This is a genomic window from Xanthomonas sp. NCPPB 3582 (genome assembly GCF_041475735.2).
In the GTDB taxonomy this organism is placed as follows: Bacteria; Pseudomonadota; Gammaproteobacteria; order Xanthomonadales; family Xanthomonadaceae; genus Xanthomonas; species Xanthomonas codiaei.
Genome location: NZ_CM192968.1, coordinates 562,887 through 586,787 on the forward strand (window position 1 = coordinate 562,887; position 23,901 = coordinate 586,787).

Consider the following 23,901-nt stretch of genomic DNA (forward strand, 5'->3'; position numbering starts at 1 on the left):
CGGATGCGGCCGGTGGTTGGAACCTGCCCCATCTCGCTCTTGCACACCCGTTGAGCGCGCCGTCGGGCATCCACCGCTCCATCGCCAGTGAGTCCATTTCAATTGGCGATGTAGCTGGCTGCTCGCTCCTGCCGGCTCAGCTCAGCCAGCTGGCGCAGTCGCTGGTGTTCTTGCTGTCGCAGCTGCTCTGCATCTTCTGCTGCAGTCGCGTCAGTACCGCATTGCCTTCCTGGCGATGCTGCTTGCTCCAGGTCTTCAGCGTGGCGCCCAGCGTGGCGAAGCGTTGCCGGGTGCGTTGGCGGTAGCCATCGGGTTGCCCGGCCAGCTCGCCGATCACCTGCGTGGCAGCGGCCTCGATGCCGGCGGTGTCGTCCGGGCTGAGCCGGATCAGGCCATCCACATACATCACGCCCCATTGCACGCGGGTGGCCGGTCCTTGCGCGCTTTCGTACGCCCTCCTGAGCCAGGACAGCGCGGTCTTCTTATCGCCGCGTCGTTCGGCCAGATCGGCCAGTTCGGGCATGTAGTAGTAAGGCGTCTTGCTGCGCGTCAACTCGGCCAGCAGCAGCTGTTCGGCGCCGCTGCGGTCGCCCACCTCGCCGAGCAATGCCGCAGCGGTACTGATGGTGGACTGGCGCTCCTCATCGGTCCTGGCGGTGTCGGTCGCCCATTGCACGCGTTGTTTCACGGTGTCGACCACGGTCTTGGGTAGCGGCGGTTGCGGGCCCTTTGCCTCGGTTTCAGTGGGCTGGCCTTGTGCCAGGCGTGCCAGCTGGATCCGGGCATACGCGGTGCCGAGCCGGTCGGCGATCGGCAGTGTGGTGTCGGCGTAGACCTTGTCCAGCGCCAGATTCAACGCATTGGACAAGGTGATGCGTTCGCCAGCATCGCTGCTGGCAGCGGCGACCAGCCGTGCGGGCATGTAGCTCAGCGTGCCGAGATTGGCGCGCACCTCTGCCGGATCGGCCAATACCGCTTCCAGCAATGTGCGTGACGCCGCGCTGGCGGCGGGCGGCTCCTTGGCTGCGGTAATCGCCGCCAGGGCGAAGCTGCGTTGCAGCGCCGGCTGTGGCGCCGACCTGGACAGGCGCGTGAGGACATCCACGGCCTGCTCTGGCTTGACCAGCCGATCGTCGGTGCCCCAGGCGTAGTTGCCGAGCACGGCCCAGTCGTCCGCGCTGAGTTGCTGAGGGGTCTGCAATGCAGTGTCGAGCAGTTGCCTGGCGGTGCTGGTGCTCTTGGCCGCGGCCCGCAGCACATCGGCCAGACGCGCGTTGTCGGCATCGCCGGCCAGGCGGGTGATCTCGCTGCGATCCGGGCGCAGCACGATGATGGTCGGGTAGCCCTTGATGCCGAAGCGTTCGCCCCAGGCCTGCGCGCCCTCCGAATCGCCGTCCAGATGCACTGCCACGAATTGCTGCGTGCGGGCGATGAAGGCCGGGTCCTTGAACAAGGTGGCCTTCAGCCGATTGCAGGGCGGGCACCAGGCCGCACCCCAGTACAGCAGGATCGGCTTGCCGCTTTCCCTGGCCTCGGCGAAGGCATCTTCCACATCGCCCTCGCGCCAGGCGATGCTGGACGCGGGCGCCGGCGTGGCGGCTGCCTTGGTCTGTGTCTGGGCTGGCGGCGTGGCGGGCTTGTTGCAGGCGGTGAGCGTGGCCAGCACCGCCAGCAGCGCGATCAGGGACGGGGCAGAGCGTCGGAACGATAGCGTCATGGCAATCACCGATGGGGGCGGCAGCAAGGTGGATCGAAGACTCTAGCGAGCGGCACTGTGCCAGCGTCGGAGTGCGTCATCACCGTTGTATATCTGCTTACAACCGGCACCGGCATGCAACGCGAACCGGTGTCGCGCCGGGCGTAGCGGCCTGGCGATGGCGACGCAGGCTCGTGCTGGCGGCAGCGCACGCAGTGTGGGCTGTGCCATGTGTCGTCGATCAGACCACCGCCATGCGATAGCGGTTACCTTCAATGGCCACCGGGATTGGTCTGCGGCTCGCCTGGAGCGCTGCGCGCATACCGCGCCGCCACGAATGCGCAGACGATCAGCTGCACCTGGTGATACAGCATGATCGGCAGGACGATCGCGCCCAGCCCGCCGCCGGCGAACATCACCTTGGCCATCGGCACACCGGTGGCCAGGCTTTTCTTCGAGCCGCAGAACACGATGGCGATCTCGTCGGCGCGGCTGAAGTGCAGGCGCCGCGCAAGGAAGGTGATCGAGACCATCGCCACCGCCAGCAACAGCGCCGCCACGCCGATCACCGAAAGCAGGGCAGGCAACGGGGTCTTCTGCCACAGGCCCTCGTTCACCGACGCGCTGAAGGCGGTGTAGACCACCAGCAGGATGGTGGCCTGGTCGGTGTAGCGCAGCACCGCGCGATGCCGTTCGACCCAGCCACCGATCCACGGGCGCAAGAAATGGCCGGCCAGGAACGGCACCAGCAATTGCAGCAGGATCTTGCCGATCGCCTCGGCCGGATGCGCCATCGCGCCCTGACTGCCGACCAGCGCGCCCATCAGCAGCGGAGTGAAGAACACCCCCAGCAGGCTGGAAAGCGAGGCTGCGCAGACCGCGGCCGGGACATTGCCGCGCGCCATCGAGGTGAACGCGATCGAGGACTGTACGGTGGACGGCAGCGCGCACAGGAACAGCACGCCGATGTACAGCTCCGGCGTCAACGCCACATGCGCCAGCGGCTTGAGCAGCAGCCCGAGCAGCGGAAACAGCACGAACGTGCAGGCCAGGATCACCAGATGCAGCCGCCAGTGCAGTGCACCGGCCTTGACCGCCTCGCGCGATAGCCGCGCGCCATGCAGGAAGAACAACGCAGCGATCGCCACGTCGGTGACATCGTCCATGACCGCAGCGGCGGTACCGGACACCGGCAGCAGCGAAGCGAGCGTGACCGTGCACAGCAGCGCGAGGGTGAAGGGATCGATGCGCAACCGCGCCAGCCAGTGTTTGATCATCGTATGTACTTGAGGGGAAGCGGCCCAGCGGACGGCCATTGTAGAGGTCAGTTCACTGCTGCGAGTGTGGCGCCCGCCGCGTCATTGCCGCCGGCTCCAGCATGGGCATGCCGTTGCGCCGGTCCGGAACCGGTCAGCCAGCACCGGGCGTGGCAGCATCCGGTTCGATCCGTGCGACAGATCGAAAGTGCGCTGTAACCGACATCCGCACGAATGAATCCTTGCTAGATTCTAGTGCGCATGCCGCCGCTGCGCTCGTGTTTGCTCGCGTTTTCACGCAACGCCAGGGAAAGGAGTCATTGCATGCGTTACGACCAATATCAGCAGACGTTCGCGCTCTCCACACTCGCCAACTGGGTTGGCGATCGCAGGGGCAGCCAGCCAGCGCTGCAAGCGGACTACCAGACCACGTTGTTGCAGACGCTGGCATCGGCCGACTGCCAGGCCAGGATCGGCGATTGGCAGCTGGTCTGGGGGCCTCAGGTCTGGCAAGCGCCCAATTCGTCGCTGTCGGGCAACGCGATGTATGTCGCCCATACCGACGCCATGCCCGGCATCGGCGAAGCGTATGTGGTTGCGCTGAGCGCCACCAATCCAGAGTCGCTCTACGACTGGTTTACCGAAGACTTCGACGTTTCCTCGGTGGTGGACTTTACGAGCTATGCGCCGCTGCTTGGCACCGCTCCGGTCGCCGCGAAAAAGCCAGTCAAGCCGGGGAGCGTGGTCATCTCGATGGGAGCGGCGACCGGCGTGTGGCATCTGCTCAACATGGTCAGTCCCCCCTCCGCGCTGGCGCCGAACACGGGATTGCTGGAATTCCTGCAATCGCTGGATGGCAGCAAGGCCACGGTGATCTTCGCCGGGCATAGCCTGGGTGGCGCGCTATCGCCGACCTTGGCGGCCTGGTTGAAGACCAATGGCAAGCTGGACAATTTCAACGCGGTGCACTGTTACCCCACGGCCGGCGCTACCCCCGGCAACGGTGCGTTCGCATCACTGTGCGCGCAGGCATTGCCTCCGCCAGCGGCGGGGGCCGCGCCGTATCAGAGATGGAACGTCGATCTGTGGAATACGCTCGATTGCGTGCCCCATGCCTGGGCCGTGCCGATGCTCGGCCAGATCAAGACGCTTTACCGCAACACGCCGATCAAGGAAATCGATGTGTTGGTCGATGTGGCGATCGCCAATGCGGTGGCGTCCACGGTGAGCTACCAGCAGATCAGCAACCAGCCGCTAGACGGCACCCTGACCGGCATCCCCACCACCATCGTGCAATTTCTCGAGCAGATGGCCCATCAGCACACTACCGCCTACCAGGCATTGATCGCCGAATGGCTGACGCCGGTGCCGGTGACGCCGCAGACGCAGAGTGTGGATGCCACCCAGGCACGCGATGACCTGATCGACCGGTTGGTTGCGCATGCCGGCCAGGCGGCGCTGGCCGATGCCGACAAGATCGAGGCCGTCGGCATGTCGGTCGAGTCGATGGCCAGGACCTTGTTCAAGGATGTGTGAGCGCGTCGCGGCCTTGATCGCCGCCGCCTGCGGCATGTATCGGTAACGTGATCGCGGGGCGCTGGCTGATCAGCGTGCTCCGGGACGCAGGCGGAGCAGTTCGCGCAATTCGTATTTATCCGTGTCGTCCAGGCCTTGCGCACGTTGCTTGGCCTGCAATTCTTCCAGGCGTTGCTGCAGCAGTTGCCGGTCGAGCTGGGCCATGGCGTCGTGCAACTCGATCGCCCAGCTCTGCTCGTCGCCTGGCAGCACCTGCGCGGCCAGCTTCTGCAGGGCGGCTTGTTCCTCGCGTTCGGCAAAATGCTCCAACAGCGCGCCGGTACTGATTTCGGGGCGTTGCCGCACCAGCGCCAGCAGTTCCATCAACAACTCGATTCCAGGCAGGCGCAGGCCAGCGAAGTTGTGTTGGCCCTCCAGGCTCATCGCCAGCGAGGGCTGCTGCAGCAGGATCGCGATGGAGGCGCGCACCAGGCTGCGCCGCTGCACCGGCGCACCCACGCGCGCGGGCACGCGTGCCTGCGGCGTGACGCTCTGGCCGGGCGAACTGGGCGAGGCGCCTACGCCGGTCATGCGCGCCAGTTCCTGCCGCATCAGATCGCCGAACGCGCCTTCGGGAATCTGCGCCAGCATCGGCTTGGCGCGTTCGGCCAGGCGCGCCTTGCCGTCCAGCGTGTGCAGGTTGATCTGTCGCGACATCTCGTCGAAGAAGAACTGCGACAGCGGCGTGGCCTGTTTCAGGCGGGCATCGAAGGCCTGCGCGCCTTCCTTGCGCACGATGGTGTCCGGGTCTTCGCCATCGGGCAGGAACAGGAAGAACGCCTGGCGGCCGTCCTTCATGCGTGGCAGCACCGATTCGAGCGCGCGCCAGCCGGCCTTGCGCCCGGCGTTGTCGCCGTCGAAACAGAAATAGACGTCCGGCGCGTTGCGGAACAGCAGCTCGGCATGTTCGGGCGTGGTGGCCGTGCCCAGCGTGGCCACCGCCTGGGTGACGCCGAACTGGAACAGCGAGACCACGTCCATGTAGCCTTCCACCACGATCAGCCGCTCGATCTTCTGGTTGGCCTGGCGCACCTGCCACAGGCCGTATAGCTCGCGGCCCTTGTGGAACAGCGCGGTCTCCGGCGAATTGAGGTACTTCGGTCCCGGGTCGCGGCCATCGGCCGGCGCGCCCAGGATGCGGCCGCCGAAGGCGATCACACGGCCGCGGCGGTCGAAGATCGGGAACATCACCCGGTCGCGGAACTTGTCGTACACATGGCCGCGGTCGTTCTTGGAAAACAGCCCGGCACGTTCGAGCACGCTCATGCGGCGCGCATCGGTGCCCAGGGTGTCCTTCAACGCGCTGTAGCCATCGGGCGCATAACCGATCTGGAATCGCGCACGGTTCTCCGCATCCACGCCACGCCCGTCCAGGTACTCGGTGGCGCGTGGGTTGCCTTCGAGCTGGCGCTGGAAGAACTTGGCCGCCGCCTCCAGCGCCGAATACAGCTCGCGGCTGTCGTCCTGCTGCTGCGGGGTACGTTGCTGGGTCTCGCGCGGGATCTCCATGCCGGCGCGCTTGGCCAGTTCGTCGACCGCATCGAGAAATTCCAGGCGGTCGTAATTCATCAGGAAGCTGATCGCGGTGCCATGCGCACCGCAGCCGAAGCAGTGGTAGAACTGCTTGGTCGGCGAAACCGTGAACGAGGCCGAACGTTCGTCGTGGAACGGGCAGCGCGCCGAATACTCCTTGCCCTGGCGCTTGAGCGGCACGCGGCCGCCCACGACCTCGACGATGTCGGTGCGTGCAAGCAGTTCGTCGATGAATGCGTCGGGGATGCGGGCCATCCCGCTAGGATATCCCAGCCGCTGGCGGCCGCCTTGTTTCAGGGGGGCGCCGGCCTGCGCGGCTGCAGCACCGTGCAGGCACGCCCAGCTCAGCTACGCGGTGGCGGCTCCGATGCCACAGGCGCCGCCACCGCATCGGTTGGCGGCACGATGACCGGCGGATGTTCCGGATCCACCCCGGCTTCGCGCAACTTGCGGTGCGAGCGCACCCGCTCGTCGATCACCGCGGTGATCAATGCGCCGACGAAGAACACCACCGAGGCGTAATACATCCACACCAGCAGAATCACCAAGGTGCCCATCGACCCGTAGGCGCTGCCGGGTGCTGCCGTGGCGATGTACACGCCGATGGCGTAGCGCCCCAGCGCAAACAGCAACGCGGTAATGACCCCGCCCAGAAACGCCTGCCGCCAGTCGACGGTGCGATCGGGCAGGTAGCGGTACAGAAAGGCGAACGCCAGCGAATACAGGGCCAATGTGGTGACGTAGCCCACCGCCGGCAGCACCGATGGCAGGCGCGCAAACACCACCTGCAGTGCCGTGGTGGCGATCATCGACACGATCAGCAAAAAGCCCAGGGCCAGGATCACGCCGAAGGAGAAGACGCGTTTCTTCAGCCACGCCATCAGCCCGTCCAGGCGCTGCTTGTCGGTGCGGAAAATCAGGTTCAGCGCGTTCTGCAACTGCGCAAACACCGCCGTGGCGCCGATGAACAGCAGCAGCGTGCTCCACAGGCCGGCCAGCGAGCCGACGCCGGGCTGATCGGTCGCATTGCGGATGATGGTCTGGGCAACTTCGGCAGCGCTATCGCCGGCCAGCTGCGCGATCTGCTGCACCAGCGCGTCCTGTGCGGGCGGATACAGCGAGGCGGTCAGCCACAGCAACAACACCAGCAACGGCGCCAGCGACAGCAACGCGTAGAAGGACAACGACGCGGCCTGCGTCATGACATCGATTTCGATAAAGCGGTTCAGCAGGGCCATCGGTACGCTGCGCTGCAGACGGCTCACATGCTTGTGCAGATAGGCGGTTGAAAGCGTCGTCACCGGCGGGGAATCCTGGGCGCATACCGTTGTGCGCGCAGGTGGGACAGAGCGAGGTCGGTATGCGGGAAGACCTTGCCCACGGCTGCGCTGACGCCGCTGTTCTAGCAGGGCCGCATCGAAGGACGGGTGAAAGCACGCATGCGGCGGGCAGCGTGGCGCCGCCATGGGCAGCGCGCGAGTGCAAGTGCGATACGGCTGCTGTGTCCCACCTTCGTGCATGGTGGCGCAGACGCGCAGTGCGTGGCGGTTCCGGCAGGTCGAGCAGTCGGCGCGTACCGATGCGACATTCCTGCAGGTCAACCTTCAACCGACGGCCGCCTGGTCAGCACCACGGCGGCTGTGCAGCGACGACGGTGCATCGTCCGTCGTCGTGCCACGGCCCCGGCGCAGGGTCCTGCGCCAGGGCATCGATCAACCTGCCAGGTGCTGCTTGACCAGGGTCGAGACCAGGCCCATGTCGGCCTGGCCGGCCAGCTTGGGCTTGAGCGCGCCCATCAGCTTGCCGATGTCGGCGGGGCCGCTGGCGCCGGTCTGCGCAATGGCGGCCTGGATGGCCGCCACGATCTCGGCTTCGCCCATCTTGGCCGGAAGGTAACGCTCGATCACCACGATTTCCTCGCGCTCGATCTGCGCCAGGTCCTCGCGCGCGGCCGTTTCGTACTGGGTGACCGAGTCCTTGCGCTGCTTGACCATCTTGTCGAGCACGGCGATGACGGCGGCATCGTCCATCTCGATGCGCTCGTCCACTTCCTTCTGCTTGATCGCGGCGTTGATCAGCCGGATCACGCCCAGGCTGTGCTTGTCGCCGGACTTCATCGCGGCCTTCATGTCATCGGTAAGCTGCTGCTTGAGGGGCATGGGGTAACTCCTGGGTTGCAGGTGAACGGGTGCCACGCGCCTCGGCAGGCGAAGGTGGCGGCAGGGATGTGAGGCGACACCGGATCCGGCGACGGTGTGGTGTCGCGTGGACTGCGCTGGCAGGATGGCCGCGAACCAATACAAAAAGCCGGCGACGCTCGCGCGTGCCGGCTCTTGGGTTCGATCCGGTCGGGTCGCGCCTACAGCGCAGACCCGGCGGCAAGGAACCGCGTTCGATCAGTACAAGCGCTGGCGCTTGGTGACGTCGCGCGAGGAACGACGCAGCTGACGCTTCACGGCAGCGGCAGCCTTGCGCTTACGCTCCTGGGTCGGCTTTTCATAGAACTCGCGCTTGCGGGTCTCGGCCAGCACGCCGGCTTTTTCGCAGGTGCGCTTGAAACGGCGGAGCGCAAATTCGAAGGGCTCGTTCTCGCGGACTTTAACGCTGGGCATGGGTTCTCCAGATAATGAGATTTCCGTCCGGGAGCCCCGGGCGGGTGCGAGCGGACTCGCGTGACGGAATTTCCGGGTCGCCCCGGCGAGCCGCGCATTATAACGACTTGCAGGCGGCCTGCAAGTCCCTGGCGAAAGTTGCCGGGAGCGGCCCGGCAGAGCGTGCGCCGGCGCGCATTTCCAGGCGGCGGGTACGCCAGCGCGGCCGCTGCAGGCGGGCCGATCTGCGCAGCGCAAAAGCTGCGAAAATGCCCGCACACGTTTACCAGCCGAGCTGCCGTGAAAGTCCTTGGGATCGAATCATCATGCGATGAGACCGGTGTGGCGGTCTACGACACCGCCCTGACCGGCGTGCCGGCGCTGCGCGCCCATGCGGTGTACAGCCAGATCGCGCTGCATGCCGAATACGGCGGCGTGGTGCCGGAGCTGGCCAGCCGCGACCACGTGCGCAAGCTGCTGCCGCTGATCCGCCAGACCCTGGCCGAGGCCGGCCTGCGCATCGACGAACTGGACGGAGTGGCCTACACCGCCGGTCCCGGCCTGGTGGGCGCGCTGCTGGTCGGCGCCGGGGTGGCGCGCTCGCTGGCGTGGGCGCTGGATGTGCCGGCGATTGGCGTGCACCACATGGAAGGACATCTGCTGGCGCCGCTGATGGAAGACGACCCGCCGCAGCCGCCGTTCGTGGCGCTGCTGGTGTCCGGCGGACATACCCAGCTGGTGTCGGTCAAGGCGCTGGGCAGCTACGAAGTGCTGGGCGAAACCCTGGACGATGCGGCCGGCGAAGCCTTCGACAAGACCGCCAAGATGATGGGCCTGCCGTATCCGGGCGGCCCGCAGCTGGCGGCGCTGGCCGAGACCGGCACGCCGGGGTGTTACACGTTCGCCCGGCCGATGACCGACCGGCCCGGCCTGGATTTCAGCTTCAGCGGGCTCAAGACCCAGGTGCTGCTGGCCTGGCGCGGCAGCGACCAGTCCGACACCACGCGCGCGGACATCGCGCGCGGGTTCGAGGATGCGGTGGTGGAGACGCTGGCGATCAAGTGCCTGCGCGCGCTGGACGCGGCCGGCTGCAACACGCTGGTGGTGGCCGGCGGGGTGGGTGCCAACAAGCGCCTGCGTGCGCAGCTGCAGGAGGCCGCGCGGCGCCGTGGTGGCCGGGTCTGCTTCCCGCGTCCGGCGCTGTGTACCGACAACGGCGCGATGATCGCCTTCGCCGGCGCACTGCGGCTGCAAGCCGGCGAGCACGTGGACGCTTCGGTGCATGTGACGCCGCGCTGGGATATGGCGAGCCTGCCGCCGTTGGCGGCGACGCGGGATTCGGGAGTGGGGATTGGGGATTGGTAGAAGCCGGTTCCGCAGTGCCGTTACGCTCTGACCAATCCCCAATCCCCAATCCCCAATCCCCAATCTCGGCTCCCCATGGATAAAGTGTTTATTGAAGGCCTGGAAATCGATGCGCTGATCGGCATCTACGACTGGGAGCGGCGGATTCGCCAGACGCTGCGGTTCGATCTGGAGATGGGCTTCGACAACCGCATTCCGGCGGCCAGCGACGACATTGCCGATACCCTGAACTACAAGGCGGTGAGCAAGCGGCTGATCGAGTTCGTGCAGGGCTCGGACTTCGGGCTGGTCGAGACCCTGGCCGAGCGTTGCGCGGCAATCGTGCTGGACGAATTCGGCGTGCAGTGGCTGCGGCTGAAGCTGAGCAAGCCTGGCGCGGTGCGCGGTGCGCAGGCGGTGGGCGTCATCATCGAACGGGAGCGGGCGGCCTGATTGTCGCCAACCGCCCTGGCAATTGGCTGCATGCGAGGATCTGGAGTCGCGGGCACCGAGCGCCGCTCTGGCGCACACCCTGCCTGCAACCGGCCTCTACAACTCCCGAATCCCGAATCCCGGCTTTCAAGACTTGCACCCCGGCGGGCGCAGCAGGCTAGAATTGCCGGCCATGTAAACGTTTTCTCAAGGATCTCATGGCAGCTGATCGCATCGAAACCCTGATTGCCCGGATGACCGTCGAAGAGAAGGTCGGACAGTTGGGTGTGTTCGCCGACATGGTGCGGCCGTTCGCGCCGGACGTGAATCCCGAAGCCAACGTCCGCAATGCCGACGAGGTGTTGCAGCAGGTGCGCGAGGGCCGGGTCGGCTCGCTGTTCAACGGCGTGGGCGCTGCGCTGGGCGTGCAGATCCAGAAGGTCGCGGTGGAAGAGAGTCGCCTCGGCATCCCGGTGATCCTGGCCGCCGACGTGATCCACGGCATGCGCACGGTGTTCCCGATCCCGCTGGGCGAGGCGGCCAGCTTCGAGCCGGAGCTGGCCGAGCGCACCGCGCGCGCCACCGCGATCGAGGCCACCGCCGCCGGCCTGCATTGGACCTACGCGCCGGCGGTGGACATCGCCCGCGACCAGCGTTGGGGCCGTGGCGCCGAAGGCGCCGGCGAAGACGTGGTGCTGGGCATGGCGTTCGCCGCCGCGCGCGTGCGCGGCTTCCAGGGCAGCGACCTGACCGCCGACGATTGCCTGCTGGCCACGCCCAAGCACTTCGCCGCCTATGGCGCGGTGGCTGCGGGCATGGAATACAACACCGTGGACATTGCACCGCAGACACTGCGCGATGTGCATCTGCCGCCGTTCAAGGCGGCATTCGATGCCGGTGCGCTGACGGTGATGTCCTCGTTCAACGACATCAACGGCGTGCCGGCCAGCGCCAACCACGAGTTGCTCACCGAAATCCTGCGTGGACAATGGCAGTTCCCGGGCGTGGTGATCTCCGACTACACCGCCGACATGGAGCTGATCGCGCACGGCTATGCCGCCGACGAGCGCGACGCGACCAAGAAGGCGTTCCTGGCCGGGCTGGACCTGAGCATGCAGAGCGGCTTCTATGCCGCGCACCTGCCGTCGCTGGTGGAAAGCGGCGAGGTGCCGATGGCCGCGCTGGATGCCAGCGTGCGGCGGATCCTGCAGCTGAAGGAGGCGATCGGCCTGTTCGACAACCCGTACCGTTCGCTGGACCCGGCGCGCGAAGCCGATACCGCCCATCTGCCGGCGCACGACGCGCTGTCGCGCGATGCGGCGCGGCGCTCGATCGTGTTGCTGAAGAACGACGAGGCGGTGCTGCCGTTGAAGAAGAGCGGGCAGCGCATCGCCTTGATCGGGCCGTTCGTGCAGGACCGCGACAACATCGAAGGCTGCTGGACGCTATTCGGCGACAAGGCGCGCTATGTGACCCTGGAGCAGGGCGTGCGCGCCGTGGTGGGTACCGACTATCTGAGCGTTGTGCCGGGCTGCGGCCTGGAAGAGGCATTGCCGGGTGGGATTTCCGCGGCCATCGACGCCGCACAGGCCGCCGATGTGGTGGTGCTGGCGCTGGGCGAGCCGCAGCGCTTCAGTGGCGAAGCGCAGTCGCGTACCGAGATCACCCTGCCGCCGGCGCAACAGGCGCTGGCCGAAGCCGTTGCCGCCACCGGCACGCCGGTGGTGGTGCTGCTGCGCAACGGGCGCGCGCTGGCGCTGAGCGGTGCGGTACGCGATGCGCAGGCGATTGCGGTGACCTGGTATCTGGGCACCCAGACCGGTACCGGCGTGGCCGATGTGCTGTTCGGCGACTACAACCCATCCGCACGCCTGCCGATCAGCTTTCCGCAGGTCACCGGGCAGCAGCCGTATTTCTACAATCATCTGCGTACCGGTCGTCCCGAATTGCCGACCCTGTCCGAGTACAAGGCGCGCTGGCGCGAGATGCCCAACGAGCCGCTGTATCCGTTCGGCCATGGGCTGAGCTACACCACGTTCGCGTATGCGCAGCCGCAGTTGAGCACCGCGCAGCTGGGCTGGGGCGACACACTGACCATCACCACGCGCGTGACCAATACTGGCCGGGTTGCCGGCGAAGAGGTCGTGCAGTTGTACGTGCACGATCGGGTGGCCAGCCGGGTGCGACCGGTGCGCGAACTCAAGGGGTTCCGCAAGGTGTTGCTGCAGCCCGGTGAGAGCACGGAGGTGGTGTTCACCCTCACCCGCGACGCGCTGGCATTCACCAATCCAAAGGGCGTCTCCGGCGCCGAGCCGGGTCTGTTCGATGTGTGGGTCTGCGCATCGGCCAAGAGTGGCGAGGCGGTGGCATTCGAACTGCTCAACGCCTGAGCGGCACCGCTTGACGCCTGGATGCGGCCTTGTGCGAGCGCAGGGCTCGCAGCAAGGCCGCACTTGCTCACTCACGCATGCTTACGCGTCGTTTTCGACTGCGGCCTTGCTCTTGGGTGTCAGCTTGAGCAGGCGCCCGGTGCTGCCGCTGGCTTCGTCTTCGAGCAACCACAGCGCACCATCGGGGCCTTGTTCCACCTCGCGAATGCGCGCGCCCATGTCGTAACGGGCCACTTCGCTCGGCTGATCGCCGAGCGAGACCTGCACCAGCGCCATCGACGACAGCCCGCCGATGAAGCCACTGCCGCGCCATGCCGGAAATTGCTTGCCGTTGTAGATCACAAAGCCAGCCGGCGAAATCACCGGCGTCCAGCTGATCTTGGGAGCAGCGAATTCGGGCCGGGTATTGTGGTCGGGAATCGGCCGGCCATCGTAGTGATCGCCGTTGGACACGATCGGGTAGCCATAATTGGCGCCGCGCTGGATCAGATTGAGTTCATCGCCGCCGGCCGGCCCCATCTCGTGTTCCCACAACTGGCCCTTGGCATCGAAGGCGATGCCGAGAAGGTTGCGATGGCCTAGCGACCAGACCTGCGCAGCCACGCCGCCTTGTGCGGCGAACGGGTTGTCTGCCGGGACGCTGCCGTCGTCGTTCAATCGGATCAGCTTGCCGAGGTTGGACTTCATGTCCTGGGCGGGATCGAATCGCTGGCGTTCGCTGGAGGTAATCCACAGTTTGCCGTCTTTACCGAACGCGATCCGGTGGCCGAAGTGACCATTGCCGCTCACATAGGGAACCTGCCGCCAGATGACCTGCAGGCCGGTCAACGCGCCGCCGCCGTTGGCATCGAGGGTGAGCTTGGCACGGGCGACGGCGCCGCCGCGCGTGTTGTTCTGGCCGGGTTCTGCGTAACTGATGTACACCAAGCCGTTCTCGCGGAACTTGGGATGGGGCACCACATCGCCAAAGCCACCCTGCCCGCCATAGGCGACAGTGGGCACGCCGGTGATGGCGCGTTTGCGCATGGTCTTGGTGTCCAGACGCATCAGTGCGCCGCGTTTTTCGCTGACCAGCAAGGTGCCGTCGGGCAGGAAGCTCATTGCCCAGGGTTGATCGAAGTCGGCGACAGTGGTGGCCTGGAACGGCCATTGCGCCTTGGGAATCGATGCCGCGGGGGCGGCTGCCGGTTCGGCCAGAGCGGCACCGGTGGCAAACAGAGTGGCCGAGCAGGCCAAGGCAAGCAGACGTCGGACAGACATGGGGTCCTCCAGGGGATGGGCACGGCCACGCTGCAGCCCTCCCGCAACGTGTTCCGCGTTGGGTTTTCAAGTACCTTACACGACGCGGCCGGGGCCACCCTTGTCGCAGATCACTCTCGGCAGGGCGGACGCGTCTCACATCGTCGTTCACACATCAAATATCACCATGAAAAGGAGTTTCCATGGCCATGCAAAAAACCTCGTCTGCGTTCGTCGCCGCATCCTGGGTCGCCTTGCTGCTGGGCAGCGCCGCATACCTGATCGGGCTGTGGAATGCGCAGATGTTGCTCAACGAAAAGGGCTACTACTTCACCTTGCTGTTGTTTGGCCTGTTCGCATCGGTGTCCTTGCAGAAGAGCGTGCGTGATCGCGTCGACGGCATCCCGGTCACTGGCTTGTATTACGCCATCTGCTGGTTTTCGCTGATCATTGCGCTGGTCCTGCTGACCATCGGTCTGTTCAACGCCACCTTGCTGCTGAGCGAAAAAGGCTTCTATGCGATGGCTTACGCGCTAAGCCTGTTCGGTGCGGTGGCAGTGCAGAAAAATACGCGCGATGCAATGGAAGTCTCGGCGAGCTCGCAAGCGACCCGTGCAGTGCCGCCGGCGCTGGACTGAACATCCGGGCGCGCTGCACCGACAGCAACGCCACCTCGACGGTGGCGTTGTTGTATCAGCGCTTGGGCGGGTGGTCGCCACCGACGAAATCGGCTGCGTTTTCCCAGGCGCGCTTGACCGCATGGCGCGCCTTGCTCCAACTCAATGACGATGTGCCGCGCTTGGCTTCCCAATCGCGATGCAACTCGGCCTCCACCTGGTCGTAAGCGCGTGCGTTGTCGCGGATGCGCGCCTCGTGGCCGGCCAGGTAGGCGCCTTCGTAATCCTCGTAGCGATCGCCTTCGGTGTAATACGGCTCTTCGGTAAAGCGCTCGCGCCAGTAAGTCGATACGTTCTGGCTGCGGTCTTCCTCCGGTGCGCGGCCCGGAATCTGGTACGGCACGTTCATGCGCGTCTCCGTCGTTCGAGTGTACGAATCAACTTAGGTGTCCAGGTGTTAACGGCATGGCACGCCAGGTGAGGATGTGATCAACGTCGGTGTGCGCACGCGCACGAATCGTGAAGTGTCGTACCGCCGACGAGTTACACTGACGAGGACGCGGCCTCGTAGGGCAATGGTTTGGCGCCGGCAGCCAGCAGCGCCGGTTCGGCCGATTGCAGGGCCTGTTCGTCGGCATCGATGACCACCAGCACACGACCGGCTTCGATTTCGTCTTCGAACTGGCGACGCACCGGATCGGGAACGGTGGCGCCAACCAGTGCCGAGGACCAGCTGCCGACCAACGCACCGGCCAGTGCCATCACGCCGACGCCGGCCAGGGTCAGGCCGATCGGCGGCACTGCCACGGCAACCAGACCTGCCACCAGGCCGGCGGCTCCACCGGTCGCCGCCCCGCGCGCCGCGGCAGGCACGAAATCGGTCTTGGCCTCCTTGCGTTCGTCCGGCACATCGTGCAGTTCGATATCCGAGCGTGCGATCAGCGACAACGCCTCGTTGTCGATGCCGGCGCTGCGCGCGCACTGCAATACGCGTTGTGCACTTTCGAGATTTGGTGTGCTGTAGACGCGGCGCAGTTTCATCGCAAGCTCCCGTGCAGGTGATGCACGCAGCGTTGGGCGTTCGCGGTTAGGCGTGCGTGAGCGCGACGCGAGCGCACTGCGAAACTTTCAGGCTGGCTTGCGCGGGAACAGATAGAACACGCAGCCCACCAGCAACGCCACACCGGCAGCTGCCAGGTTCTGCCAGCTGGCGCTGGCGAGCAGGCCCAGCGACAACAGCACGGCGGCAACCGGGATCACCGGGCCGCCGGGCAAGCGCAAGGTATCGGTGCGTTGCCGGTAGCGGCGTGCCAGCACGATCACCGCCGCGGCAGTGCCGATATAGGCGAACAGGCGCGTGACCATCGACAGCAATGCCAGCTGGGTAAACGAGCCCGACAACGCCAGCGCCAGCGACAACACGCCCTGGGTCAATACGGCCGCAGCGGGGGTGTGGAAGCGCGGATGCACGCGTGCCAGGAACGCCGGGCCATAGCCGTCCCTGGCCAGTGCGAACAGGAAGCGCGGCCCCAGCATCACCGTGTTGCTGGTGGTGCCCAGGATGGAGATGGTGGCACCCACGGTGAGGATCAGTGCCAGCGCTTCGCCACCGAAGCCGCTGGCGGCATCGGCCAGGGGCGTGGGCGATGCCGCCAGGTTGGGTAGCGTGCCCTGTGCCACCACCTGCACCGCGGCATAGATCAGGGTCACGGTGACGATCATGGTGATCAGTGCGAACGGCACATCGCGACGCGGGTTGCGGTATTCGCCGGCGGCGGCGGGAATGTTTTCGAAGCCCGCGTAGGCGAACAGCAGCAGCAAGGCCGCCTCCCCGAGATTGCCCAGGTCGCGCAGGTCCGGCGACGTGCCGGCAAAGGCCCACGACCAATCCACGTAGAACAGGCCGATCGCCACGAACAGCAGCAACGGCACCAGCTTGCCGATCACCAGGGCGATGCCGGTGCGCGCGGCCGACTTCACGCCGATCACGTTGATGGCGGTGAGCACACCCAGCGACCCAACCACCACCAGCAGGCGTGCCCAGGTGTCGGTGGACGCCGTTGGCCAGAAGCGTGCAACCGCATCGGCCAGACCGTTGCTCAGCGCCGCGGCCGAGCTGATGCGGGTGAGCCAGATCATCCAGCCGATCTGGAATCCGACGAACGGCCCGAACGCTTCGCGCGTGTAGAGATAGCTGCCGCCCGGCGTGTCGAAATAGCTGGCCGCCTGCGCGTAGCACACCACCAGCAGGGCCACGGCCAGGCCGGCCAGCATCACCGCCCACAGGCTCATCGGACCGAGCAGGGCGGCAGTGGCGGCGGGCAACAGATAGATGCCGCTGCCGATCACATCGTTGATCGACAGCCCGACGATCTGCCAGCGGCTGACGGCGCGGACCAGGCCGGTGGCATCGGCCGCCGGGGCGGGCGTGCTCATGGCGCGGCCTCGTCCAGGGCCGGCAGCTGCCATTGCGATTGCAGGCGCGCGTACTCGGCGCGCGGCAACAGCACGAACAAGGGATGGTCGGCGGGCTTCAACCACGCGAGCAGGCGTTGCATGTCGGCAGGATCCATCGCGGTGCAGCCGGCCGTGACCTGGCCCGGGCTGCGCCACAGATGCGCGAAGATGCAGCTGCCGCGCCCGGCGACGCCATCGGGGTTGTGCGCGATGACGAAGCCTTCGCGGTAACGTCCATCGCCCTGGGTGCGCAGGTCCAGCCGCATCGGCTCGGTGGAACCGGCCACCGCCGCTACTCCGACCTGCGCCGCATCGACGATGCGGTTGTACAGCGGCGAGGCAGGCACATCCATGCAGTAATGGGTGGCGGTCATCGCCTGGTACGGCATGGCGCTGTCGATGCGCGTGGCGTAGCCAAAGGCCGGGCCGATGGCGAACACTCCGGCCGGGCTGCGGCCGTCGCCTTCGCGCTTTTGCGGGCCTTGCGGCTGCGCCGGGTGCAGGCCGTCGCCCCAGGCACTGCCATGGCGTCCGAGTGCGACTGCAAATCCCGCTGCAGCCGGCTGCCAGCGGCCGTCCACACGGGTGAAGGTCTGCAGTCGGCCCTGCGTGCTGTTCCAGTCCGGGGTGGTCACCACGATGAGCGCGCGCGCCTGCTGCAGCGCCTGAACCGGCGCGCCTGCGACGACAGCGCCGCTGCACAGGGCCAGCGTCATCAACAGGGTGGATCGCAACAGGGTGGCCAGATGCATGCAGTCTCCGGGGCAACGATTGAGCTGAGAGGACGCCAGGCACCTTGCTGCTGTTGATAGCGCGGCTTTGGCGAGATCGTTGGCGGCGTGTAGCTCTCGCCGATGGCTACTGTACCCAGCAATGCGCGCCTGTGGCGCATTGCTGCTGCACCTGCGCAAGTCGCTGTGAAGCGAGGCGGGCCGCGAGGAGGTTCCAGGTGCGTGTGTCGACCTCCATCGGCACGCACTGCGGGGTGGGGCGGTGGCACGGTGCGCCAGGCAGCGGAATGTCGGGCGAACACTCGCCAGCTAGCACCGATGTGCTCCACACCTCACGGGCCTGAGCATCGTGCAGCGCGCCATCGCGACCAGATACCGCCATGTTCGAATGCCGGCTGCCGAGCGCCGGTGCCGGCTGCCGATTGACCGCACGGTTGAGTGATCGCTACGGCGACTGCGGCAACAGCTCCAGCCCGCGGATGCGACCGATGCCCAGGCCGGGCGCATCGTCGACGTGGATCTGCGCTTCATCGAACCGCACGCCGCCCTCGGTGGGATCGAACTGCCCCAACGCCGGCGCATCCAGATCGGCCAGGGTGATGCTGTCGGCCTTGGCCACCGCCAGATGCACGGCGGCGGCCACGCTGACGCTGGATTCGATCATGCAGCCGATCATGCATGGCACGCCGTACAGCGCGGCGATGTCGGCGATGCGGATCGCATTGGACAGCCCACCGGTCTTCATCAACTTGATGTTGACGATGTCGGCAGCGCGGCGCTGGAGCAGGTCGATCACCTGGGACGGGGAGAACACGCTTTCGTCGGCCATCACCGGGGTATCGATATGCGCGGTGACAAAGGCCAGCCCGTCGATATCGGCCGCCTTGACCGGCTGTTCGAGCAGCTCCAGCACGATGCCGGCATCTTCCAGACTGCGCATGTTGCGTACCGCCTGTTTCGGTGTCCAGCCCTGGTTGGCGTCCAGCCGTAGGGCTGCGCGCCCATCGACTGCCGCATGGATGGCCTTGACGCGTTCCACATCCGAGGCGCTGTCCTTGCCGACCTTGATCTTCAAGGCGGCATAGCCGCGTGCCAGTGCCGACTGCGCATGCGCGACCATGACCTCGATGCTGTCGGCACTGATGGTGATGTCGGTGGTGATACGCGGCGTACCGCCGCCGAGCACCCGGTAGAGCGGCGCACCGAAGGACTGGGCCCACAGGTCGTACAGCGCGATCTCCACGGCGGCCTTGGCGCTGGTGTTTCGCTCCAGCGCATGCTGGACCAGCCCGCAGAGGCGATTGAGATCGGCCACCTCCTGGCCGATCAGGCGCGGGCCGATGCAGTGGGTGATGGCGGCGATGATGCTGCCGTGCGTATCGCCGGTGATCGGCGCGGTGGCCGGCGCCGCGCCATAGCCGAGATGGCCGCCGTCGGTCTGCAGCACCACCACCACATCCTCGATCGCCTGTACGGTGCGTAGCGCAGTCTTGAATGGGGTGTTCAGCGGCACGCGCAGCATGCCCAGACGGAAGCCGGTGATCTTCATGGGGAACCGATCGGTGCGATGCGCTGGATGCGCGTGATATGGTCGATGAAGGGGCTGCCATCGGTGGCCAGCAAGGGCAGCAATGGCGTGACCGACACGCCGTTCAGTGCGGCGCGCTGCACGCGGCCATCGCTGCCGCGGTAGCTGGCACCGGACACATCGTGGATCACCCACGGGCTGCCGTGCTCCTGCCCGATCACCAGCATCACGTGACCGGGGATATGGATCAGGTCGCCGATGCGCAGCCGTGCCAGCTGCTGCAAACGCTGCGCACGCGCTGCGCGCGCGTCGAAGGCAACGGCGCGCAGCACCGGGCTGCGCGCCTGGTCGCCGGTGTTGCGCGGCAGCGCAATGCCCAGGCTGCGGTAGACATCCAGCACGAAGCCGCTGCAATCGCGCGCATCGTAATCGTTGCCCCAGCCATAGCGCTCGCCCAGGAACTTGAAGGCCTGCCGGAGCAGTACCGCAGGGGTGGCCGGCAACGCACCAAGGTGGACATCGGCGCCACGCGGCACCAGCGCCGGCACCAGTTGCAGGCGGCCATCGTCGCCGCGTATCGGAAGCTGCACCACATGCGCCGCAACCGGCAACTGTCCGTTGACCGGCTGCTGCGGCGCCCAGTCGTTGCGCAGCGGCAGGCTGCTGCCCATGTCCAGCGGCAGCGCCGAGACGGCAGGGAGCTCCGGCGTGTACGCGGTCTGCACGCGGGCACCAGTGACGACCAGGCGCGCATCGGCTTGTGCATAGTCCAGCACCTGGCTGCGGCTGCCCTCGGCAATGCGGTCGGCCGCAATCCAGGCGGCATAGTTGGATGCAAGCACGAACCGCCATGCGCCATCGGCGCTGGTATGCAACACGGCCACCGGCGTGCCGGGGTAGAGCGCCGATTCCTGGAAGCGATCGATATCGTGATCGTCCGGATCGGTGAACACGCGTTGCGTGGTGGGAAACGTACGTAATGCCGCGCGCCGGACCACCAGCGCAAAATGCGGGGCGACCTGCGGCGCAAGTGCATCCAGCGCCAATGTCTGCTGCAGCTCGGCCAGGCGGCTCGCCGCAAGGGGACGCCCCTGTACGTCGTACAGCACACGCGTTGGCGCCGCAGACAACGTCTGGATCCGCGCGCGCACCGCATCTGCCGACATGGCCGTGGGCAGCTGCGCCAGATCCTGCATCGAGGCATCCTCACGCAGCAGCTGCGCGTTGAAGGCCGCGACCTGCGCCGCGTCCAGCAGCGGCAACTGCGCCTGTGCGCTGCGCCGTATCCAGTGTTCCGGCGTCAACTGCGCATCGTCGACGGCGAAGGGCGCGTCCTGGGTAGCTGGCTCGCTGGCAGCCGAAGGCGCCGCACCGCAAGGCAGGGCAAGTGCGATCCACAGCAATGTCAGCAGGCGGCGCGGCGATGGCATCGAAAGCTCTAGCGAATGGAAAGACGACTGCGCACAGACGCGGGCGGAAGACACGGCAGCTGCCTGCGCGATGCGGTCCTGGCCACGACAGCCGCCGTTGCGATGAAGATCGTCAGTGTACGCGCAGTGCGCACGCAGGATGCCGCCGACGGCATGCAGCAAATGGCCTAGCCGCTGCGCCTTGGGCAGTGCCGGCGGTGAGGCGATCCGCAGACGTGACGAGCGTCGTGCACTTCAACGCCGCGCATCGTGCAACCCACCGCGCAGTCGACAACTCGGCGGATAATGGCCCAGCCATGGCAGTACCGTTGAAATTTAAGACAGTGCAGGCCTGGGTACCTATTGAAGGAGAGACCGGTGTCGCCAACCTTCCATCCGTCGTCATCGGCCTTGCTGCGTGCAGCGGTGTGTGCGCTCGCGCTGTCGCTCGGTGCCTGCGCGCACGCACCGCAGCGCAATCCCCTGGCGCAGTGGGTTCCCTCGCCCAACTACGATGCGCGGCGACCGATCCTGATCGTGCTGCACTTCACCGATCAGCACTCGGTGCAGCAGAGCCTGAGCACGCTGCGCGGGCGCAACGCCGGCGGGCGGGTGAGTGCGCACTACCTGATCGGTGAGGACGGGCGGCGCTATCAGCTGGTTGCCGACGGGCAGCGCGCCTGGCACGGCGGCGCCGGCCGCTGGGGCACCATCACCGACATCAATTCGGCCTCGATCGGCATCGAACTGGACAACGACGGCAGCGAGCCGTTCGCGCCCGCGCAGATCGACAGCCTGCTGATCCTGCTGGAGGACCTGTGCATGCGCCTGCGCATTCCGCGTACCCAGATCGTCGGTCACGAAGATGTCGCCCCGACCCGCAAGAACGACCCCGGCCCGCTGTTTCCGTGGAAACGGCTGGCCGATGCCGGCTTCGGCCGCTGGCCCGCCGCCGATGCACCGCCCGCGCCGCCAGGCTTCGACCCTTGGCAGGCACTGGCGCTGCTGGGCTACAGCATCGACGATCCTGCGGCCACGCTGCAGGCCTTTCATCATCACTATCGCGGCACTAGCGCTACCAGCGTGGATGCGGAAGATCTGCGCATTCTGTTTGCGTTGACCAGGCCACCCGCATCGCTGCGTCCGTCGCCGGCCGCAGATGCTGCCGTGGATTGGACCGATGCTGCTGGTTTGTAGTCAGCAAAGGCCAGGCAGCGTGCGGGCTGGCCTTGGCGAAGCAATACTCTGATGTGCAACGTGGACAGGCCCGGCTCGGGCGGAGGACAGGCAATGGGTACACCCATGCAAACCAGGATCGTGCGCGAGCTGAAGCGAGAGATCGCCTGGTGCGCGGGCATGTTGATCGCTGCGCTGTCCTGCGGCGTGCTGGCGGAAAACGTTCAATCGTCCCCGGCCACCACCACCGCACAAGCCGGGCTGGTCGATGTGCGGCAGCTTGCACCGGAGATTGCGGTGGACATGCGCTATGCGGGCACCAATAACTTCACCGGGCGCGTGGTGCCGGGATATCTGGCGCCAACCTGCTACCTGCTGCGTCCTGCCGCGCAGGCCCTGGCGCGGGTGGCGCGCACGCTCGAGGCCGATGGCTATCGTCTGCAGGTGTTCGACTGCTATCGGCCGGTGCGGGCGGTGCAGGCATTCGTGGCCTGGGCAGCGGACCTGCAGGATCAATCGACCAAGGCGCAGTACTACCCGCGCGTGGACAAGCGTGCGCTGCTGGGCGACTACATCGCCGAAACCTCCGGGCATAGCCGCGGGGCGACACTCGACCTGGGCTTGCTCGATTGCCGCCGTGGTGCGTGCCGGCCGGTGGATATGGGCACCGGCTTCGACTACTTCGATGCGCGTGCGCATACCCAGTCACCCGAGATCAGCGACACGCAGCGCCTGCATCGCCAACACCTGGTGCGCGCCATGGCCGCGGAGGGGTTTGCCAACTATCCGATGGAGTGGTGGCATTTCACCTACCGGCCCGAACCGACGCCGGAGACCGCGTACGATGTCCCGGTCGATTGAGCCCGCCGGGCAGGTGGGCGCCGAACCGACGCTGCCGGGGCTCGCATTCGGCAGGTCGTCCGTACACTGCATCGGTGCGCGGCCGTGATGTCCAGCCACCGGCTGCCCGCCACCGTTGGCCCGCCGCTTGAGGAAGTGTCATGTCCGACCCGGAACGCTTTATGGATATCGCCTGCCCGTACTGCGGGGAGTGGATCACGCTGACCCTGGACCTGAGCGGCGGCGACCAGCAGTACATCGAGGATTGCCAGGTCTGCTGCAAGCCGATCTCGGTTGCCGTGCAATGGGATGAAGAGGGCGATGCGCAAGTGACGGCGCGCGGGCAGGACGACTGAGGTTCTCCCATCCGCGTGCGCAGCTGCGACATCCTCAGGTCGGTGCGCATGCTCGGTGACCTGCGGCTCATTCGCGCGCTTGGCCACCGATTCGGCTCGCCCCAGGATCGGCCGCCCCTAGACGCTAGACTGGCAGGCCTGCTGCCTGGATCGTCGCAATGAATCTGCCCCTGCACTTTGGCCTGCTTGGTTCGCTGGAGGCCGGCCTGATCGCACTGGTGCTCGGCATCCTGATCTTCGCCGGGGTCGAATATCTCGGCCGGCGCCTGCAGTTCACGCACGGCCACACCTTGGGCATCGCCTGCCTGCTGGCAGTGGCGCTGGGTGCCGGCTACGACATCTGGCATCTCGTCTACACCAGCATCGTCCGCCTGGAGTCGCCGCTGTACGCCCGTCTGGCGTTGTCCAAGATCCACGATCCCAACGAATTGGGGTCGCGTGTGGTCCTGGAAGTGGCCGGCGCGCTGGCCGGCGTGGTGCTGGGTTGGAAACTGTTCAGTTCCGGAAGCTGGGACGATGACGCGCCGGCAGCGTGAAGCAACGCAGAAAAAAGCGGTGTGGTTCGCAGAAATTTCCGCATTGAATGCTCCGCTTCGGTTTGACTCACCGCTGCCTAACAGGCGGCTAGGCGTATCGCGCTGTGTTGTGGTTAAAAGGATGTTCTTCGGCAGATTGCAGCGGGTTGGACGTTCATTTGCGGTGGGTAGGGTGGTGCCATGTGCGGCGACACC

22 protein-coding genes are annotated in these 23,901 nt (G+C 66.5%); 9 read left to right on the forward strand and 13 right to left on the reverse strand.

The genetic code is table 11. From position 1 onward, the window contains the following. Positions 1-136 precede the first annotated feature (136 nt). Entirely contained in the window at positions 137-1,717 is a 1,581-nt protein-coding gene (locus tag ACCQ05_RS02345; protein WP_372392810.1) for a thioredoxin family protein, read from the reverse strand. Positions 1,718-1,968: 251 nt separating this feature from the next. Beyond that, positions 1,969-2,973 (reverse strand): bile acid:sodium symporter family protein, encoded by a 1,005-nt coding sequence (locus ACCQ05_RS02350; protein ID WP_372392811.1) that lies wholly within the window; start codon positions 2,971-2,973, stop codon positions 1,969-1,971. Positions 2,974-3,276: 303 nt separating this feature from the next. Between ACCQ05_RS02350 and ACCQ05_RS02355 the strand changes: the two genes are divergently transcribed. Continuing rightward, on the forward strand, positions 3,277-4,488 hold the full coding sequence (locus ACCQ05_RS02355) for a lipase family protein (RefSeq protein WP_228964395.1): 1,212 nt from the start codon (positions 3,277-3,279) through the stop codon (positions 4,486-4,488). A 69-nt stretch (positions 4,489-4,557) separates the two neighbouring features. Here ACCQ05_RS02355 and dnaG read toward each other — a convergent pair whose 3' ends face one another. The 4 genes from dnaG to rpsU all read right to left on the reverse strand — a co-directional run bounded on the left by dnaG (position 4,558) and on the right by rpsU (position 8,672). After that, on the reverse strand, positions 4,558-6,315 hold the full coding sequence (gene dnaG, locus ACCQ05_RS02360) for a DNA primase (RefSeq protein WP_228964396.1): 1,758 nt from the start codon (positions 6,313-6,315) through the stop codon (positions 4,558-4,560). Positions 6,316-6,404: 89 nt separating this feature from the next. After that, positions 6,405-7,361 (reverse strand): YihY/virulence factor BrkB family protein, encoded by a 957-nt coding sequence (locus ACCQ05_RS02365; RefSeq protein ID WP_104543874.1) that lies wholly within the window; start codon positions 7,359-7,361, stop codon positions 6,405-6,407. Between the two features lie 411 nt (positions 7,362-7,772). After that, a complete protein-coding gene (locus ACCQ05_RS02370) occupies positions 7,773-8,219 on the reverse strand; it encodes a GatB/YqeY domain-containing protein (RefSeq protein ID WP_104543876.1) in 447 nt (148 codons plus the stop codon). Positions 8,220-8,456: 237 nt separating this feature from the next. Continuing rightward, entirely contained in the window at positions 8,457-8,672 is a 216-nt protein-coding gene (gene rpsU, locus ACCQ05_RS02375; protein ID WP_002808376.1) for a 30S ribosomal protein S21, read from the reverse strand. A 279-nt stretch (positions 8,673-8,951) separates the two neighbouring features. On the opposite strand from rpsU, the gene tsaD reads away from it, so the two are divergent. From tsaD to ACCQ05_RS02390, 3 genes are all read left to right on the forward strand, one after another. Continuing rightward, positions 8,952-10,016: a tRNA (adenosine(37)-N6)-threonylcarbamoyltransferase complex transferase subunit TsaD gene (gene tsaD, locus ACCQ05_RS02380; protein ID WP_228964397.1), complete on the forward strand. Its 1,065-nt coding sequence runs from the start codon at positions 8,952-8,954 to the stop codon at positions 10,014-10,016. Between the two features lie 75 nt (positions 10,017-10,091). After that, positions 10,092-10,448: a dihydroneopterin aldolase gene (gene folB, locus ACCQ05_RS02385; protein ID WP_228964398.1), complete on the forward strand. Its 357-nt coding sequence runs from the start codon at positions 10,092-10,094 to the stop codon at positions 10,446-10,448. Between the two features lie 197 nt (positions 10,449-10,645). Continuing rightward, on the forward strand, positions 10,646-12,817 hold the full coding sequence (locus ACCQ05_RS02390; RefSeq protein ID WP_372392812.1) for a glycoside hydrolase family 3 N-terminal domain-containing protein: 2,172 nt from the start codon (positions 10,646-10,648) through the stop codon (positions 12,815-12,817). A gap of 81 nt (positions 12,818-12,898) precedes the next feature. Here the strand turns inward: ACCQ05_RS02390 and ACCQ05_RS02395 are convergent, their stop codons facing one another. Continuing rightward, entirely contained in the window at positions 12,899-14,077 is a 1,179-nt protein-coding gene (locus ACCQ05_RS02395; RefSeq protein ID WP_372392813.1) for a PQQ-dependent sugar dehydrogenase, read from the reverse strand. Between the two features lie 182 nt (positions 14,078-14,259). Between ACCQ05_RS02395 and yiaA the strand changes: the two genes are divergently transcribed. After that, the gene (gene yiaA, locus ACCQ05_RS02400) at positions 14,260-14,694 is read left to right on the forward strand and encodes an inner membrane protein YiaA (protein ID WP_228964400.1); all 435 of its coding nucleotides are present in this window, start codon (positions 14,260-14,262) and stop codon (positions 14,692-14,694) included. 55 nt (positions 14,695-14,749) lie between these two features. On the opposite strand, the gene ACCQ05_RS02405 is transcribed toward yiaA, so the two are convergent. The 6 genes from ACCQ05_RS02405 to ACCQ05_RS02430 form a co-directional block, all read right to left on the reverse strand. Further along, complete coding sequence (locus tag ACCQ05_RS02405; RefSeq protein ID WP_104543886.1) at positions 14,750-15,082, reverse strand: hypothetical protein; 333 nt, start codon at positions 15,080-15,082, stop codon at positions 14,750-14,752. Positions 15,083-15,216: 134 nt separating this feature from the next. Then, positions 15,217-15,714, reverse strand: coding sequence for a hypothetical protein (locus ACCQ05_RS02410; RefSeq protein ID WP_228964402.1), 498 nt, complete (start codon positions 15,712-15,714; stop codon positions 15,217-15,219). An 87-nt stretch (positions 15,715-15,801) separates the two neighbouring features. After that, positions 15,802-17,109 (reverse strand): APC family permease, encoded by a 1,308-nt coding sequence (locus ACCQ05_RS02415; RefSeq protein WP_228964403.1) that lies wholly within the window; start codon positions 17,107-17,109, stop codon positions 15,802-15,804. Further along, positions 17,106-17,882 carry a L,D-transpeptidase family protein gene (locus ACCQ05_RS02420; RefSeq protein WP_372392814.1) on the reverse strand — a complete coding sequence of 259 codons (777 nt, stop codon included), beginning with the start codon at positions 17,880-17,882 and terminating at the stop codon, positions 17,106-17,108. Before ACCQ05_RS02420 ends, ACCQ05_RS02415 begins: the two co-directional genes overlap by 4 nt. 424 nt (positions 17,883-18,306) lie before the next feature. Further along, on the reverse strand, positions 18,307-19,410 hold the full coding sequence (locus ACCQ05_RS02425) for a dipeptide epimerase (RefSeq protein WP_372392815.1): 1,104 nt from the start codon (positions 19,408-19,410) through the stop codon (positions 18,307-18,309). Further along, complete coding sequence (locus ACCQ05_RS02430) at positions 19,407-20,819, reverse strand: C40 family peptidase (RefSeq protein WP_372392816.1); 1,413 nt, start codon at positions 20,817-20,819, stop codon at positions 19,407-19,409. Before ACCQ05_RS02430 ends, ACCQ05_RS02425 begins: the two co-directional genes overlap by 4 nt. A gap of 357 nt (positions 20,820-21,176) precedes the next feature. Between ACCQ05_RS02430 and ACCQ05_RS02435 the strand changes: the two genes are divergently transcribed. The 4 genes from ACCQ05_RS02435 to ACCQ05_RS02450 all read left to right on the forward strand — a co-directional run bounded on the left by ACCQ05_RS02435 (position 21,177) and on the right by ACCQ05_RS02450 (position 23,706). Beyond that, positions 21,177-21,995 carry an N-acetylmuramoyl-L-alanine amidase gene (locus tag ACCQ05_RS02435; protein WP_372392817.1) on the forward strand — a complete coding sequence of 273 codons (819 nt, stop codon included), beginning with the start codon at positions 21,177-21,179 and terminating at the stop codon, positions 21,993-21,995. 159 nt (positions 21,996-22,154) lie between these two features. Beyond that, positions 22,155-22,835: a M15 family metallopeptidase gene (locus tag ACCQ05_RS02440; RefSeq protein ID WP_372393887.1), complete on the forward strand. Its 681-nt coding sequence runs from the start codon at positions 22,155-22,157 to the stop codon at positions 22,833-22,835. Between the two features lie 140 nt (positions 22,836-22,975). After that, on the forward strand, positions 22,976-23,170 hold the full coding sequence (locus ACCQ05_RS02445) for a CPXCG motif-containing cysteine-rich protein (RefSeq protein WP_104543902.1): 195 nt from the start codon (positions 22,976-22,978) through the stop codon (positions 23,168-23,170). Between the two features lie 158 nt (positions 23,171-23,328). Further along, the gene (locus ACCQ05_RS02450; RefSeq protein WP_228964409.1) at positions 23,329-23,706 is read left to right on the forward strand and encodes a hypothetical protein; all 378 of its coding nucleotides are present in this window, start codon (positions 23,329-23,331) and stop codon (positions 23,704-23,706) included. The last annotated feature ends 195 nt before the right edge of the window (positions 23,707-23,901 follow it).

Excerpts from the sequence above, each read along its gene's own strand:
- ACCQ05_RS02345 (WP_372392810.1), bottom strand. The coding sequence starts at position 1,717 with ATGACGCTATCGTTCCGACGCTCTGCCCCGTCCCTGATCGCGCTGCTG.
- ACCQ05_RS02350 (WP_372392811.1), bottom strand. The coding sequence starts at position 2,973 with ATGATCAAACACTGGCTGGCGCGGTTGCGCATCGATCCCTTCACCCTC.
- ACCQ05_RS02355 (WP_228964395.1), top strand. The coding sequence starts at position 3,277 with ATGCGTTACGACCAATATCAGCAGACGTTCGCGCTCTCCACACTCGCC.
- dnaG (WP_228964396.1), bottom strand. The coding sequence starts at position 6,315 with ATGGCCCGCATCCCCGACGCATTCATCGACGAACTGCTTGCACGCACC.
- ACCQ05_RS02370 (WP_104543876.1), bottom strand. The coding sequence starts at position 8,219 with ATGCCCCTCAAGCAGCAGCTTACCGATGACATGAAGGCCGCGATGAAG.
- rpsU (WP_002808376.1), bottom strand. The coding sequence starts at position 8,672 with ATGCCCAGCGTTAAAGTCCGCGAGAACGAGCCCTTCGAATTTGCGCTC.
- folB (WP_228964398.1), top strand. The coding sequence starts at position 10,092 with ATGGATAAAGTGTTTATTGAAGGCCTGGAAATCGATGCGCTGATCGGC.
- ACCQ05_RS02390 (WP_372392812.1), top strand. The coding sequence starts at position 10,646 with ATGGCAGCTGATCGCATCGAAACCCTGATTGCCCGGATGACCGTCGAA.
- ACCQ05_RS02395 (WP_372392813.1), bottom strand. The coding sequence starts at position 14,077 with ATGTCTGTCCGACGTCTGCTTGCCTTGGCCTGCTCGGCCACTCTGTTT.
- yiaA (WP_228964400.1), top strand. The coding sequence starts at position 14,260 with ATGGCCATGCAAAAAACCTCGTCTGCGTTCGTCGCCGCATCCTGGGTC.
- ACCQ05_RS02405 (WP_104543886.1), bottom strand. The coding sequence starts at position 15,082 with ATGAACGTGCCGTACCAGATTCCGGGCCGCGCACCGGAGGAAGACCGC.
- ACCQ05_RS02410 (WP_228964402.1), bottom strand. The coding sequence starts at position 15,714 with ATGAAACTGCGCCGCGTCTACAGCACACCAAATCTCGAAAGTGCACAA.
- ACCQ05_RS02415 (WP_228964403.1), bottom strand. The coding sequence starts at position 17,109 with ATGAGCACGCCCGCCCCGGCGGCCGATGCCACCGGCCTGGTCCGCGCC.
- ACCQ05_RS02420 (WP_372392814.1), bottom strand. The coding sequence starts at position 17,882 with ATGCATCTGGCCACCCTGTTGCGATCCACCCTGTTGATGACGCTGGCC.
- ACCQ05_RS02425 (WP_372392815.1), bottom strand. The coding sequence starts at position 19,410 with ATGAAGATCACCGGCTTCCGTCTGGGCATGCTGCGCGTGCCGCTGAAC.
- ACCQ05_RS02430 (WP_372392816.1), bottom strand. The coding sequence starts at position 20,819 with ATGCCATCGCCGCGCCGCCTGCTGACATTGCTGTGGATCGCACTTGCC.
- ACCQ05_RS02440 (WP_372393887.1), top strand. The coding sequence starts at position 22,155 with ATGTTGATCGCTGCGCTGTCCTGCGGCGTGCTGGCGGAAAACGTTCAA.
- ACCQ05_RS02445 (WP_104543902.1), top strand. The coding sequence starts at position 22,976 with ATGTCCGACCCGGAACGCTTTATGGATATCGCCTGCCCGTACTGCGGG.
- ACCQ05_RS02450 (WP_228964409.1), top strand. The coding sequence starts at position 23,329 with ATGAATCTGCCCCTGCACTTTGGCCTGCTTGGTTCGCTGGAGGCCGGC.